Below are 15,019 nucleotides of genomic sequence, written 5' to 3' on the forward strand. Positions count from 1 at the left end.
GCTACTTTATTAGGGGGAGTGGTTCTATGTTTAATAAAAAAATGGTGGCAATGGCAATGACTGTACCGTTAGTAATGGGGACGATTTCTACGGTTTCGGCATTGGAAAAACAGCAGCAAGTAAAGCTAGAAGCTTATTCGCCGCAGAAAAAAGCAACTGAATATTTAAAAGAAAATGCTGCGCAGTATGGATTAAAAACAGACCTTTCAGACTTGCAATATATTTCTACAACAGAAACGTCAGTAGCTTCATATGTTAGGTTCCAGCAAGTTGTTAATGGTACACCTGTATTTTCAAAACAAATTACAGTTACTCTTAACGGAGAGGGAAAGGGCGTACTTGCTGTTTCTGATTATCAATCCGTCAAAGGTGTGAAGGAAGTAACGACAAAAATTAGTGAAAAAGATGCAATACAAAAATCAATGGCGTATGTTGGAGAAGCAAGTGAGCAAAACTTATGGGCTCCTACAGAGAAAGAATTCGGATATATTGTGGAAGAGGGAATTGCTCGTCCAGTATATAAAGTGGTAGTCCATTCTAATAATCCATTTGGTGCATGGGAAACATTTATTGATGCGGAAAATGGGAAGTTAATTAAAAAGGTTGATATAAACCGAAAAGCTGAAGGGACAGGAAAAGTATTTTTACCTAATCCAGTCGTATCTAGCGGTAGTAAAGTAGGCTTAAAAGATAATAACGATGCGGATTCAACAGCGTTAACGAATCAATTGAAGACTGTTACGTTAAAAGGTTTAGATGGGACAGGATTTTTAATTGGAGAGTATGTGACGATTTCTTCAAAAGCAAAAACAAAATCTACAAATTTACAATTTAACTATACACGTGCAAATGATAGCTTTGAAGATGTTATGTCGTATTATCATATCGATACATTACAGCGTTACATTCAAGGGTTAGGATTTAAAAATATTAATAATCGCTCTATTAAAGTGAATGTGAATGGAACGACGGCGGATAACTCATTTTATTCTCCGACAACGAAAGCTTTAACTTTTGGTACTGGCGGAGTAGATGATGCAGAAGATGCTGGTATTATCGCACATGAATACGGGCATTCCATTCAAGATAACCAAGTACCTGGCTTTGGTAGTTCTGCAGAAGGCGGAGCGATGGGAGAAGGATTTGGTGACTTCTTAGGTGCTACGTATGAAGATGCAGTATCGACAACAGGCTACGGAAAAGCATGTGTTGGAGAATGGGATGCGACTGCTTATTCTAGTTCAGATCCGACGTGCTTGCGCCGATTAGATACGAATAAAGTGTATCCGAAAGATGTTACAAATGAGGTACATGATGATGGGGAAATTTGGGCACAAGGTCAATATGAGATGGCACAAGCTTTTGGACGTGATGTAGCAACGAAAATTATTTTACAATCACACTGGTCATTAACACCAAACTCTAAATTCAGTGATGGAGCAAAAGCGATTAAGCAAGCGGATGCTCTTTTATATGGCGGACAACATGCTGCTGATATCGATCGTATTTGGGCAGCAAGAGGAATTAGTACGAATTAATATAAAAAGTCGTGGCGTTTATAAGCCACGACTTTTTAATTTGCTTAAGCACTGGTACTAGTAAAGTAAGCTATAGGAATGCTAATGTAAATTCATCCGTATTCTAGTTGTTTTTATCGTCTTTAAAAACAAAATGCTCTTTAAATTTTCTAGACTCAACTTTTTGACCGTTTCTCATGGAGCGGAAAGGGTGTTCTTGCCAAGTAATGATTACATCAACTTCATCTGCTTTTGTGGCAACTGGAAAATTAGTATGTTCAAATCCAGTTTTTCCACTTGCTAAGCGACTTTCCTTTCGTGAGAAAAGTTCATATTTCGTTTTCGTTTTTGGCTCGTTGCGGAATACTTCGACTTGTACGTTATATACTTCACTGTTACCAACATTTTTTACTGAAAATTGATATGTTTTAAATTCATCTTCTTTAGCTTGAAGCATATTTTTATCTATGTTCTTCGGTTCATCAATATTCACTTTCCATTGATCAGAGTTTTGGGAGATTGGTAAAGATTTTGGTGAATAGGCGTATGTTTCATTCACTGCAATTAGGCATAACAAAAGAAGAAAGAAACTAATCGCTTTTTTCATATAAACACCTCGCTATAAAATTTTTATCCCGCTATTTGCCGGGCAGTAAGACCCTCCACCTCAAAATTCAGGGAAAGCAAAGAAGTTAGGTGGGGGGGCGGGCTTACCGTAAAAGCCCGATTGGTGAGGGCTGATAATCAGTGGGGAGGAACAAAATCCCCACTGATTAAAGTTTCACTTTATCAATATGCGTAAATGAAACGGAAATTATGTAATGAAATGGAAAAAGGTGATAATTTGATTCAAATGAATTTGAAAAAACTTGAAGAGGTAGTAGGCGGTGAAGGGTTACAAGAATCATTTCATCACATAGAGATACATGGTGTCTGCATAGATTCCAAAAGCATTAAAGAAGGAAGTGTATTTGTTCCAATCATTAGGGTGAAAGATGGACATGATTATGTAAAAGAGGCATTCGATAATGGAGCTGTCGCTTCCTTATGGAAAAAGTCTTACAGCACTCCGCCAAAAGGGATGCCAATTATATTTGTAGATGATACTTTATTTGCTTTGCAACAATTGGCACAATTTTATCGGAAAGAGCTAAATGTAAAAGTAATTGGAATTACAGGTAGTAATGGCAAGACAACGGTAAAAGATATAATAAGCACGATTGTAAGTACAACTCATCGTGTGCATAAAACAAAGGGAAACTTTAATAGTCAAATCGGTTTACCATTAACTATTTTAGAAATGAAACGAGATACAGAGTTTTTAATTCTTGAAATGGGGATGAGTGAAAAAGGACAAATTCGAAACTTATCAATAATAGCACAGCCAGATGTAGTGATCATTACAATGATTGGTCATTCTCACTTAGAGACGCTTGGATCAAAAGAAGAAATTGCGAAGGCTAAATTAGAAATTATTGATGGATTAAAAGATGAAGGATTATGTTTGTATAATGGTGATGAGCCATTGCTGTTGAAAAATAAGAATTTATCGAGTATAACTTGTAAGGCATTTGGTGAAAAGTATACAAATGATTTGTTTCCAACAAACGTGCAATTAGATGAATATGGTGTTCATTTTAAATTAAATGATTCAAAAATACAGTACGATGTTCCCTTGCATGGAAAACATAATATTTTAAATGCGATTGTCGGAATCGCCGTAGGTCAATTTTATAATGTCCCCACAGAAAAAATACAGAAAGCATTGCGACAAGTAAATATTACTCATATGCGCTTTCAATTTTTAACTGCTAAAACAGGTTTTACAATTATTAACGATGCATGGAATGCCAGTCCCTCTTCAATGAAGGCCGCAATTGAAACGTTACAGACATTAAATGCCTATAAGAAAAAAATGATAGTAATTGGGGATATGTTGGAGTTAGGGAAGAATGCTGAAACATATCATAGAGAAATTGGTAAAATGTTAAATCAAGAGAGCATTCAATATGTATTCACTTATGGAGAGTTAGCTGAAATTGTAGCGGAAGAAGCGAGAAAGAAATACGATATAGGAAAAGTACAGTCATTTAATAGTAAAGCTAAGATAGCAGAGGAAGTATCAAAAGTTATAACGAAAAAGGATATCATATTATTGAAAGGCTCACGTGGAATGGCTTTAGAGGAGATTGTACAAAATTGGATATGAAAGATCAAAATATATTTAAAAAGGCTTGCGTTTTATAAAACAAAGAGATAGAATACTCTGTAAATATAAAAAGTGAGGATCAGGAAAAGTACATGATGCAAAGGTCTACAGAGAGCAATCGGTTGCTGAGAAGATTGCGATACCGCATGATGGAAAGACACCTGTGAGTGTTGCTTTGAACGTGATAATTAGTAAAAGCAAACGGTACCTACCGTTATCTGGGCTAAGATGGTCATTATGACAATTTGGGTGGTACCGCGGAACAATCCGTCCCTATTTATAGGGGCGGATTTTTGTATTCTTTGAAAGGAGGTGAGTGACCGTGGATGATGACGATGACAACAACAATAACGTAAATAAATATAAAATTACTGGAGGGAAATGTAATGAAGCGTTCACTCACAAAAGAATGTACGGAGCAAGGCGGCAAGGTTGTATTACTTCAAGGATGGGTAAAAAAAATTCGTCATCTAGGTAATATTAGTTTTTTATTAATAAGGGATCGATCAGGAGTTATGCAATGTGTACTAGAAAATGAGTTAGCTGGATATAAGGTAGATGTGGAAAGTGTCGTTCAAGTAGTAGGTCAGATAGTAGAGACTTCGAAAACAGAATTAGGAGTTGAAGTGCTCGCTCACGACGTGAAAATATTAAATCGCGCAGAACCACTTCCGTTTGAAATAAATAAAAAGAAATTGCAAGTTGGCTTAGATCAACTACTGAATGAGCGGGTATTATCATTAAGACATGAGAGAACTGCGGCGATATTTAAAGTGAAATCTACACTTGTTCAGAGCTTTAGTGAATTTCTTATAGAGAACGATTTCACACGTATATTTACTCCGAAAATTGTTTCACAAGGGGCAGAAGGAGGAGCGAATGTTTTTAAGCTTCCATACTTTCAAAAAGAAGCTTATTTAGCACAATCGCCACAGTTTTATAAACAGATGATGGTAGCTGGAGGGTTAGAACGTGTTTTTGAAGTTGCACCTGTTTACAGAGCGGAACATCATAATTCTTCCCGTCATTTGAATGAATATATATCGTTAGACGTAGAACTTGGATTTATTCATGATTTTTATGAAGTGATGCAATTAGAAACGGATGTTTTACGATATATGTTTCAACAAGTAGCAAAAAACTGTGAAAAAGAACTACAACTATTACAAATAGAAGTACCTGTTATTACAGAAATACCTAAAATTACATTGTTACAAGCGCAAGAAATTTTGAAAAATAAATACCGGAAAGAATCGCCAATTGGGGATTTAGATACAGAAGGTGAAAAGCTACTAGGGAAATATGTGAAGGAAACATATAGGAGTGAGTTTGTTTTCATTACACATTATCCGAAAGAAGCTAGGCCGATGTATACGATGCCAAATAAAGAGAATCCATCTATTACTGATTCGTTCGACTTACTATATAAAGGATTAGAAATAACTTCAGGGGCGCAGCGAATTCATGATTACGAAATGTTACTAACTTCTTTTAAAGAAAAAGGATTACATCCAGATACGTTTCAATCTTATTTAAATACATTCCGATATGGTTGTCCCTCGCACGGTGGCTTTGGAATTGGATTAGAGAGAGTTGTATACAAACTATTAGAATTAATAAATGTACGAGAGGCGAGTGCTTTTCCAAGGGACTGTACAAGACTTATCCCTTAATAATAGGGGAAGAAAATTACGCATTTTCTCATCAAATTTTAATATAGCCCTTGACAGTTATAAATATAACCTATATACTTCATATTAATTTCAAAAGAAAATATATTCTAAATATTAAAATGTGTTGAATAGGAGTAGTAAGGTCGTATATTTGTACAGAGAGCTATGGGTTGGTGTGACATAGTCAAATGACATCCTGAACTCGCCTAGGAGCAGTAAGGTGGAACGGAATCACATTCTTAGTAAATCTTAACGGTTAACCTTCGATATTAGGTTTGTAATCAAACGATTACTACTAAGGTGGATTCATAATGGAATCAATAAGGGTGGTACCGCGTTAAGTAAATGGCTTAGCGTCTCTTTATATAGAGACGTTGAGCCATTTTTTTATTTTATGGAAATAGAAATGGAGGGTTTATTCGGATTGGTTTATAGAATTTAATTATTTATATAAAAAGATGTAATTAGGAGGAAAATAAGATGAAACAGACGGAGCAATGGACTTCGAAATTAGGTTTTATAATGGCTGCAGCAGGATCAGCAATTGGACTTGGCGCAATATGGAAGTTTCCTTATATCGCTGGGAAGAGTGGGGGAGGGGCATTCTTTTTAATCTTTATATTATTTACTGTATTAATTGGATTACCACTACTTATAGCTGAATTTATGATTGGGCGCAGTACACAGAAACAAGCAGTTGGAGCATTTAAAAGTATCGCACCTAATACAGGATGGCACTGGATTGGACGCCTTGGCGTTGGAACATGTTTTATACTACTTTCGTTTTATAGTGTTGTAGGTGGATGGGTGTTAATTTATTTATTCAGAGGAGTAACGGGACAACTTATTACTCCGGGACAAAATTATGGAGCGTTATTTACTGAAACAATTGGAAATCCCGCTTGGGCGATTATGGGACATTTCGCTTTTATGTTCATTACGATTTGGGTTGTATCAAAGGGTGTACAAAATGGAATTGAAAAAGCAAGTAAATATATGTTGCCAGCATTGTTTGTTTTATTTGTTGCTCTTATTATTCGTTCATTAACACTTGATAATGCAATACAAGGTGTGAAGTTTTTCTTACAACCAGATTTTTCAAAGGTTACTTCAGAAAGTATTTTATTCGCGATGGGACAATCATTTTTTGCGATTAGTATCGGGATTTCGATTATGGTTACCTATAGCTCGTATTTAAATAAAAAAGAAAGTTTACCAAAATCAGCAGTTACAATTGTTGGATTGAATTTATTTGTTTCATTATTTGCAGGTCTTGCTATTTTTCCAGCCGTATTTTCATTAGGAATGGAGCCGACAGAAGGACCTGGATTATTATTTATCGTATTACCATCTGTATTTAGTCAAATTCCATTCGGCGGGTTGTTCTTAACAGTATTTCTTGCACTATTTACATTTGCAACATTAACATCGGCATTTTCTCTACTAGAGACAGTTGTTTCAGCATTAGCAAATGGTGAACAAGAAAAAAGAACGAAATTATCATGGATAATCGGTTTCGGCATTTTCTTAGTAGGTATACCATCCGCGTTATCATTTGGAGTATGGAGTGATATTACGATTTTCGGAAAGAATATTTTTGATGCAGTAGACTTCTTATCTAGTAATATACTAATGCCACTTGGTGCACTATTTATTAGTATTTTTGTTTCATTCAAAATGGAAAAGAAGGTACTAGAAGCAGAGTTTTTTGTAGGTGGAAATTATGGAAAGAAAGTATTTATTTGTTGGGCGTTTTTACTTCGATTTATAGCACCACTTGCAATAATCATCGTCTTTTTAAATGTAATAGGGATTATTTAAAATTAAATGTTATAATATTCAGTAAAAAAAGAAGGTGATGGTCATAAAAGCGAATTTGATAGAAGTAGGAAAATATATGAATATTAGGGGGAAAAAACTATACGTTGAAACGCATGGAAATCCTAAAAATAAACCAGTCCTATACTTGCATGGTGGACCAGGAGAAAGTTGCTATGATTTTTCATTTCATCAAGCGGAACGTTTAAAAGATTCTTTATATGTAATAATGATAGATCAAAGAGGTGTTTGTCGCTCAGAAGAAATTACTGAGGACGAAGCTTTTGGATTAAAAGATTTAATTGAAGATTGTGAGGAACTAAAAAAAGTATTACAAATTGAGAAGTGGTCTATAATTGGACATTCTTTCGGTGGATATGTAGCATTGTTATATGCATCGATATATCCAAGCTCAATAGAGAAAATAATATTTGAAGGACCAACTTTCGATTTCGCATTAACAAGTAGAGCTTTGTTACAAAAGACAGGGCATTTATTAAAAAAGTATGGAAAAGAAGAAGTAGCAGAAGAGTCTATCGCTTATTCATCTAGCAATGCTACTTCAGAAGAGTTGCTAGAAGCTTATATAAGACTAAGCAATGAATTAGAAGAAAATAGAATGGAGATTTACAATTATAAGGAAGATGTGACAGACGAGAGTTTGCATAGTGATGAAGAGTGGGAAGTATTTTCAAATCGCTCCAAAATTCATTTTGATAGATTAAAAATAGAAGGAGCAGTTCATACTTCATTATTACAAAAAATAAAAGATATACAAAATCCAATGTTATTAATTGTAGGAAAATACGATGCAGTAACGTGTGAAAAACAAATTGAAATATTTAATAAAGATGCTCAAAATGGGGATTGTATTGTATTCGAAGAGAGTGGTCATACACCGCATTATGAAGAAGCAGATCGATTTGCGGAAATAGTCATTCAGTTTTTGAAATAAAATAGAAAGGGAGCTTCGTATAATGAGAAGCTCCTTTTTTAGATTTTAGGATAAGTGATTGCAATGTTAGGCCATATGTTTTGCCATTTCTTTTTATTAACTCTAGTGTTGTACATATGTAATCGCTCTTTTGTTTCAAGAAAATGATCTGTTGGTCTCACTTGTAAGGAAAGAACATCTTCAATACCGCATGGAGCCGTTAATATGACGTTGTTTAATTCATCAAGTGCAACTCCTAAAGCGGTTGCTGTTTCAGGAAATTTAGAAATAGCATCAACAGAAGAAGAATACGGTGGCATATTATTCACTACATGCATACGAGCTTGATTTTTTACCGACCAAGGGATCGTAGCATCAATATTCTTTAATTTCGTTTCTAATGATTGTTCGTATATCTCATCTTTATGTAGACTATCATAATAAATCACATCAACATCAGGCATAGTTGTTTTAGCTTCATAGTTATGTAAAGTATCCCAAATTTTAGAGCGAACAAATCCGGCGCAAATCCACCAATCTGGTAGCTCTAGTGATTTTGCTAATTGTAATACGTTCATCATCCATTCGTCGTTTTCTATTAAGCGAATTATATCTTGCTCTGTTTGTATAGTCATTTGTTATCCCACCTACTATTGTTATAGAGGACTAATTCATCCGATTCTATTAAAATAATTGTAACTTTTTTACTTTATCATATGTATTACACTTTGTAACTGAAAGTATATGACATAGAAGAAATAATTTTTCGAAAAGATAAATAATGATAGTGTAGTAAAAGATGGGCATGAAAAAGTCTTCCATATAATATGGAAAGTAAAAAGGAGCGGGGGATTAAATTTGTATACAACATTTCTATTTGATCTAGATGGAACATTGACTGATCCGAAAGAAGGAATTATTAATTCAGTACTGTATGCATTAAAAAAGGTTGGAATTGAAGAATTACATAAAAGAGAGTTAGATTCATTTATTGGACCGCCGATTCAGCAATCATTCATAGAGAGATATAATATGGGGGAAGGAGAAGTTGAACGAGCGGTTTTTTATTTTCGTGAGTATTTAAAGCAGAGTGGATTGTTTGAAAACAATGTATATGAAGGTATTCCGGATCTTTTACAACAATTAAAAAGTTCGGGCAATCGTTTATTAATAGCAACTTCAAAACCTACTGTATTTGCAAAACAAGTACTAGATCATTTTCAATTAACGGATTATTTTGAAGGTATCATTGGAAGTAATTTAGATGGTACAAGAATAACGAAAGAAGAGATCATTGCTCATATTTTACAAACAAATGAAGAATTTAGTAAAGAAGACATTGTTATGATTGGAGATAGAAAGCACGATATAATCGGTGCGAATCATAATGAGATTGCTTCAATTGGTGTTTTATACGGTTATGGTAGTAAAACAGAATTGACTGAAGTTGGTGCGACTCATATAGTAAATGATGTAAAAGAACTCTATCATTTTTGTTTAGAAAATAGGTTGATAAAGAAGTAAATATAGAGACTAAAAATCCCTTTATAACGTATGATGATCAAATCGTATTTGTTTAAAGGGATTTTTCATATGTAATCGAATATGTATAATTAGACATTTTTAGCATGAAAAATTTGTATGAATAAGAGGAGGGGTGTCAGAATCAAAAGATTAGTAGAAGTTTATCTATAAAAGTTAGAATTTTCAGTCTAAAGGAGGGGTATAATTGGAGCTAGTTATTATATTATTAGCACTTAGTTTACTAATGTTTGTAGCATATAGAGGGTTTTCTGTTATTTTATTTGCACCGATATTTGCATTATTTGCGGTATTTTTGACAGAGCCTAGTTTTGTATTACCTTTCTTTTCGAATATCTTTATGGAGAAAATGGTAGGTTTTATTAAACTATATTTTCCGGTATTTTTACTTGGGGCAATATTTGGGAAAGTAGTTGAAATGTCAGGAATTGCAGACTCGATTGCAAAGACAATTATAGAGTTAGTTGGTGAAAAACGTACGATTTTAGCGATTGTATTAATGGGTGCGATCTTAACGTATAGTGGTGTTAGTGTGTACGTAGTAGTGTTTGCTGTATATCCGTTCGCAGCTAAGCTGTTTCGACAAGCGAATATCCCGAAGCGTTTAATCCCTGGAACGATTGTACTTGGAGCAGTCACGTTTACAATGGATGCGCTACCTGGATCACCACAAATTCAAAACGTAATACCTACAACATTTTTTAAAACGGACATTTATGCTGCGCCGATACTTGGTATTGTAGGGGCAATTTTTGTACTTACGTTAGGTTTACTATACTTAGAGAGTAGACGTAAGAAGGCGAAGTCAGCAGGAGAAGGGTATTTTGGTTTTAACGATGGGGATACTGAAACGGCAGCTTCTTTGCAAGTAGAACAAAAAGATATGCCGTTACTTAAAAGTATTGAAATTACAAGAATTCAGCAAGTGATTGCTTTTATACCACTTATTTTAGTAGGTGTAATGAATAAGGTGTTTACTATTATGATACCGAAGTGGTATCCGGATGGTTTTGATTTTTCTGAAATTGGTATGAAAGCATTTGGAAAAGTAGAATTAAGTGCAGTAGTTGGAATCTGGTCAGTAGAATTAGCACTTATTATAGGTATTGTAACAACGTTATTATTATATTGGAAACGAGTAGTAACAGGATTTCAAGCTGGATTGAATACAAGTATTGGTGGAGCGTTACTTGCAACGATGAATACAGGAGCTGAGTTTGGATTCGGTGGTGTCATCGCAGCACTTCCAGGATTCGCAATTATGAGAGATGGCATTTCTGCCACATTCACAAATCCTCTAGTGAATGGAGCAGTAACGACGAATATTTTAGCTGGAATTACAGGCTCTGCATCAGGAGGAATGGGAATTGTTTTAAGTGCGATGGGAGATAAGTTTATTGCAGCGGCCAATCAATTTGATATTCCATTAGAAGTGATGCATCGTATTGTGTCAATGGCATCAGGAGGAATGGATACATTACCGCATAACGGGGCTATTATTACTATTCTTACAGTGACAGGTTTAACACATAAACAGTCATATAAAGATATTTTTGCTATTACAGTTTTGAAAACGGTTGCTGTGTTTTTAGTTATTGCATTCTATACTGTAACAGGAATTTATTAAGCCGATATTTTATAAACTAAAACATTAATTAGGGTAAGAAGGGGTGGAGTACTTGCAAGAAGTTGCTGAGTTCCGTATGCCGAAGTCTGTATTATATGGAAGAAATTCGCTTGAAAAGCTGGGGGAACAATCTAAGAAGTTGGGGAAAAGAGCGTTTATAGTTACGGATACAATTATGGAGGATTTAGGATATGTTGAGAGGTGTATACAACAATTAAATAGGAAAGGTATTACTGTTAGTACATATAATAAAGTAAATGCTGAGCCTACAAATATACACGTGTTAGAAGCGTTAACACTTTGTAAAGAAGGAAAGTGTGATTTTATTATCGGTATTGGTGGTGGAAGTTGTATTGATGCAGCGAAAGCAGTTGCGGTGTTATATACAAATGGTGGAGAAGTGGAAGATTATGTCCAAAAAGATATGGAAATAGACAACGATCCGCTACCACTAATTGCAATCCCAACAACTTCTGGTACTGGATCGGAAGTAACAAGTGTAGCAGTAATTACGAATAAACGAACAGATGTAAAAATGATGATGAAGCATCCAAATTTCACCCCGCAAGTAGCGATTATTGACCCAATTCTAACACGTTCGGTACCACCGCATATTACAGCAGCAACAGGGATAGATGCATTATGTCATGCAGTCGAAGCATATATTTCTAAAGTTTCACAATCACTTACCGATGTACTTGCACTTTCCGCAATTGAAAGTATTATGAAATATTTACGTATTGCATATGAAGATGGAGAGAATATGGAGGCAAGAGAAGCGATGATGATTGCGTCCTTACAAGCTGGAATCGCATTTTCAAATGCATCTGTTACGCTAGTTCATGGAATGTCCAGGCCAGTAGGGGCGTTATTTCATGTACCACATGGTATATCGAATGCAATACTATTACCTACAGTTTTACAATATACAAAAGTTAGTGCAGTAAAAAGACTAGCGAAAATTGGACGTTGTTTAAATAAAGATTTGTATTCCTATTGTGATGAAGAAGTAGCAGACTACACGCTGAGGGAAATAAAAAAACTTTGTTTTGATCTCCGAATTCCAAACTTAAAAGAATACGGAATTGGTGAAGTTGAATTTGAAAAGGCTATTTCTAAAATGGCATCAGATGCAATTGAAAGTGGAAGTCCAGCAAATAATCCACGTGTGCCATCATATGATGAAATTAAACAGTTGTATCGAGAGTGTTTCCATTATCAATATGAAGATTCTATAAAAACATTAGAAAAATAATTTCAGAATATTCTTATAAAATTTCCTTGGAAATAGTTAAAACAAGACTTTATATTATAAACGTAAAGTCTTGTTTTATTGTGTATAATATACATAATAAAATGTTATGATTAGCTAAAGAAAATAGTCAAAGGTAGGTGTTATGTAATGAAAACAATAGGTTTAATTGGTGGTATGAGTTGGGAATCAACTTCTGAATATTATCGAATCATAAATGGAGAAATAAAAGAGAGATTAGGAGGGTTACATTCAGCAAAATGTATGATTAATAGTGTGGACTTTGAAGAGATTGAACGATTCCAGTCTAACGGAGATTGGAATGGAGCAGGAGAATTATTAGGAAATGCAGCATATTCGTTACAAAAGGGAGGAGCCGATTTTATAATTATTTGCACAAATACAATGCATAAAGTAATTGAGAAAATAAAGGAGAATATTCATATTCCAGTCTTACATATCGCTGATGCAACTGCAAAAGAAATTAAAAAGAAAGATATTCAAAAGGTTGGTTTACTTGGAACTAAATATACAATGGAGCAAGACTTTTATAAATTACGCATAGAGGAAAATCATATAAAAGTAATGGTTCCATCAAAAAAGGATAGAGATAAGGTAAACGAAGTAATATATACAGAATTATGTTTAGGAAAGATAACATCTCCATCTAGGGAGTATTATAAAAGAGTTATAGAAGAGCTAGTACAAGAGGGGGCACAAGGAATCATATTAGGTTGTACAGAAATAGGATTATTAATAAAGCAGGAAGACGTATCAGTTCCGATATTCGACACAACTCATATACATGCAGTTGAAGCAGTTAATTTTGCTTTACAAAATAGAGTATAATTATATTATGTAACCTAGTTCGCGTTTGTGGAAAACATTCTGAAAATATTTTATAATGTAAGTGGTTACATTCAAGGGGGAATGCGTATGTTTTCAGTTCAGCCAATCGCATTTGTACATAATGAAAGAAAGGAAATAAAAGACGATGAGTGGGGAGAAGTAAGATCCTATATTACTTTAACTGAAATGTATACAGAAGAAAGTATACAAGGGATTGAAAATTTTTCTCATATTGAAGTTGTTTTTTATTTTCATAAAGTAACTGATGAACAAATTCAATATTTTGCTAGACATCCTAGAAATAATCAAGATTATCCTAAAGTAGGCATTTTTGCACAGCGCGGGAAAAATCGTCCGAATCGCATAGGAGCAACAATTGTAAAAGTGATCAAAAGAGAAGGTAAATCAATTATTGTTGAGGGGTTAGATGCTATTGATGGCACACCTATATTGGATATAAAGCCGATAATGAAAGAGTTTATGCCGAAAGAAGAAATTGTACAGCCTAAATGGGCAACGGATATAATGAGACAGTATTGGAAGGGGAATGGAGTAAAATGAGAATATATGAGGCAACAATTGCAGATTTAGATGGACTAGCATCAGTTTTTAATAACTATCGTATGTTTTATAGACAAGATTCCGATTTAGAAGGAGCAAAAGTATTTTTGCGAAGTCGAATCGAGAGAAAAGAATCCGTTATTTTTGTGGCAGTTGAAGACGGCGAATATATTGGTTTCACACAATTATATCCATCATTTTCTTCCATTTCGATGAAAGAATTATGGATTTTAAATGATTTATTTGTACAAGCCACTAAGCGCGGAGCAGGAACAGGTAAAAAATTACTAGAAGCTGCTAAAGAATTTGCATTAGAAAATGGTGCAAAAGGTGTAAAATTACAAACGGAGATTGATAATTTATCAGCACAGCGATTATATGCTGAAAATGGTTATTTGAGAGATAATCGTTATTTCCATTATGAATTAACGTTTTAAAAAAATATAAGATTAAAAGAGACGTTTTCATTGTGAAAACGTCTCTTTTAATTTGTATTATTGTTGATTTAAAATCCAATTTGTAGCATCTTCAAAGTTTTCTGCAATGTAGTTTGGTTCAATATGTACCCATTTGTCTCGGTAGGTATGTAAAGCATCATATCCAGCGCCTGTTCGAACTAATATCGTTGTCGCATGTACTGTTGCGCCTGCAACGATATCAGTCCAGCGATCACCAATTACAGCGCATTTTTTTAAATCAAGCCCATGTTTTTCAGCTGCTTGCAGCAGCATACCTGTACCAGGTTTACGGCATTCACAACCATCACCGTGTTTATGAGGACATACGTATATATCATCAAAACCGAAGTCTTCTAATTCTTGTGCAAAATCAGCTACAGTTGCTATCCCATCTGCGATACCTGGTTGATTTGTGAAAGAGAAAATTTTTATATTTTGAGCTTTTAGTTTTTGCAGAGCTGCTTTTGTGAAAGAAAATAATGTAAAAGAGCCTGGATAATGTATTGTAGTGTCACCACCAATTGTACCGTCACGATCAATAAAAATAGCTTCCATGTTTGTCATAGTTATAGTCCTTTC

General features: G+C 34.4%; 14 protein-coding genes and 2 other annotated features. Of the genes, 11 read left to right on the forward strand and 3 right to left on the reverse strand.

Translation table 11 applies throughout. The features are described from left to right. Window positions 1-26 precede the first annotated feature (26 nt). The gene (locus tag ABH961_RS05980; protein ID WP_098076371.1) at window positions 27-1,538 is read left to right on the forward strand and encodes a M36 family metallopeptidase; all 1,512 of its coding nucleotides are present in this window, start codon (window positions 27-29) and stop codon (window positions 1,536-1,538) included. Window positions 1,539-1,641: 103 nt separating this feature from the next. On the opposite strand, the gene ABH961_RS05985 is transcribed toward ABH961_RS05980, so the two are convergent. Further along, the gene (locus tag ABH961_RS05985) at window positions 1,642-2,124 is read right to left on the reverse strand and encodes a hypothetical protein (RefSeq protein WP_048540912.1); all 483 of its coding nucleotides are present in this window, start codon (window positions 2,122-2,124) and stop codon (window positions 1,642-1,644) included. A gap of 219 nt (window positions 2,125-2,343) precedes the next feature. On the opposite strand from ABH961_RS05985, the gene ABH961_RS05990 reads away from it, so the two are divergent. The 4 genes from ABH961_RS05990 (at window position 2,344) to ABH961_RS06005 (ending at window position 8,172) form a co-directional block, all read left to right on the forward strand. Beyond that, window positions 2,344-3,726, forward strand: coding sequence for a UDP-N-acetylmuramoyl-tripeptide--D-alanyl-D-alanine ligase (locus ABH961_RS05990; RefSeq protein ID WP_116443125.1), 1,383 nt, complete (start codon window positions 2,344-2,346; stop codon window positions 3,724-3,726). Between the two features lie 66 nt (window positions 3,727-3,792). Beyond that, window positions 3,793-4,004, forward strand: a binding site (T-box leader). 108 nt (window positions 4,005-4,112) lie between these two features. Beyond that, window positions 4,113-5,399, forward strand: coding sequence for an aspartate--tRNA(Asn) ligase (gene aspS, locus ABH961_RS05995; protein ID WP_098076369.1), 1,287 nt, complete (start codon window positions 4,113-4,115; stop codon window positions 5,397-5,399). 115 nt (window positions 5,400-5,514) lie between these two features. Then, window positions 5,515-5,763 (forward strand) — a binding site (T-box leader). Between the two features lie 116 nt (window positions 5,764-5,879). Continuing rightward, on the forward strand, window positions 5,880-7,220 hold the full coding sequence (locus ABH961_RS06000) for a sodium-dependent transporter (protein ID WP_098076367.1): 1,341 nt from the start codon (window positions 5,880-5,882) through the stop codon (window positions 7,218-7,220). A gap of 37 nt (window positions 7,221-7,257) precedes the next feature. Beyond that, a complete protein-coding gene (locus ABH961_RS06005) occupies window positions 7,258-8,172 on the forward strand; it encodes an alpha/beta fold hydrolase (RefSeq protein WP_098076365.1) in 915 nt (304 codons plus the stop codon). A 38-nt stretch (window positions 8,173-8,210) separates the two neighbouring features. Here the strand turns inward: ABH961_RS06005 and ABH961_RS06010 are convergent, their stop codons facing one another. Further along, window positions 8,211-8,786: a nucleotidyltransferase family protein gene (locus ABH961_RS06010; protein WP_098076363.1), complete on the reverse strand. Its 576-nt coding sequence runs from the start codon at window positions 8,784-8,786 to the stop codon at window positions 8,211-8,213. Window positions 8,787-9,009: 223 nt separating this feature from the next. On the opposite strand from ABH961_RS06010, the gene ABH961_RS06015 reads away from it, so the two are divergent. The 6 genes from ABH961_RS06015 (at window position 9,010) to ABH961_RS06040 (ending at window position 14,419) form a co-directional block, all read left to right on the forward strand. Beyond that, complete coding sequence (locus tag ABH961_RS06015) at window positions 9,010-9,675, forward strand: HAD family hydrolase (RefSeq protein ID WP_098076361.1); 666 nt, start codon at window positions 9,010-9,012, stop codon at window positions 9,673-9,675. A gap of 205 nt (window positions 9,676-9,880) precedes the next feature. Beyond that, window positions 9,881-11,320, forward strand: coding sequence for a GntP family permease (locus tag ABH961_RS06020; RefSeq protein WP_098068634.1), 1,440 nt, complete (start codon window positions 9,881-9,883; stop codon window positions 11,318-11,320). Window positions 11,321-11,372: 52 nt separating this feature from the next. Beyond that, on the forward strand, window positions 11,373-12,575 hold the full coding sequence (eutG, locus tag ABH961_RS06025) for an alcohol dehydrogenase EutG (RefSeq protein ID WP_098076359.1): 1,203 nt from the start codon (window positions 11,373-11,375) through the stop codon (window positions 12,573-12,575). Window positions 12,576-12,722: 147 nt separating this feature from the next. Further along, window positions 12,723-13,421, forward strand: a complete 699-nt coding sequence (locus ABH961_RS06030; RefSeq protein ID WP_000848584.1) for an aspartate/glutamate racemase family protein — start codon at window positions 12,723-12,725, stop codon at window positions 13,419-13,421. 87 nt (window positions 13,422-13,508) lie between these two features. Next, on the forward strand, window positions 13,509-13,982 hold the full coding sequence (locus ABH961_RS06035) for an SAM-dependent methyltransferase (protein WP_098076357.1): 474 nt from the start codon (window positions 13,509-13,511) through the stop codon (window positions 13,980-13,982). Next, window positions 13,979-14,419 carry a GNAT family N-acetyltransferase gene (locus ABH961_RS06040; RefSeq protein ID WP_048540883.1) on the forward strand — a complete coding sequence of 147 codons (441 nt, stop codon included), beginning with the start codon at window positions 13,979-13,981 and terminating at the stop codon, window positions 14,417-14,419. The genes ABH961_RS06035 and ABH961_RS06040 overlap by 4 nt, the downstream gene beginning before the upstream one ends. Window positions 14,420-14,476: 57 nt before the next feature. Here the strand turns inward: ABH961_RS06040 and ABH961_RS06045 are convergent, their stop codons facing one another. Beyond that, window positions 14,477-15,004 carry an HAD-IIIA family hydrolase gene (locus tag ABH961_RS06045; protein ID WP_098076355.1) on the reverse strand — a complete coding sequence of 176 codons (528 nt, stop codon included), beginning with the start codon at window positions 15,002-15,004 and terminating at the stop codon, window positions 14,477-14,479. Window positions 15,005-15,019: the final 15 nt, after the last annotated feature.

This window comes from Bacillus sp. RC251, from assembly GCF_044908765.1.
Classification (GTDB): domain Bacteria; phylum Bacillota; class Bacilli; order Bacillales; family Bacillaceae_G; genus Bacillus_A; species Bacillus_A wiedmannii.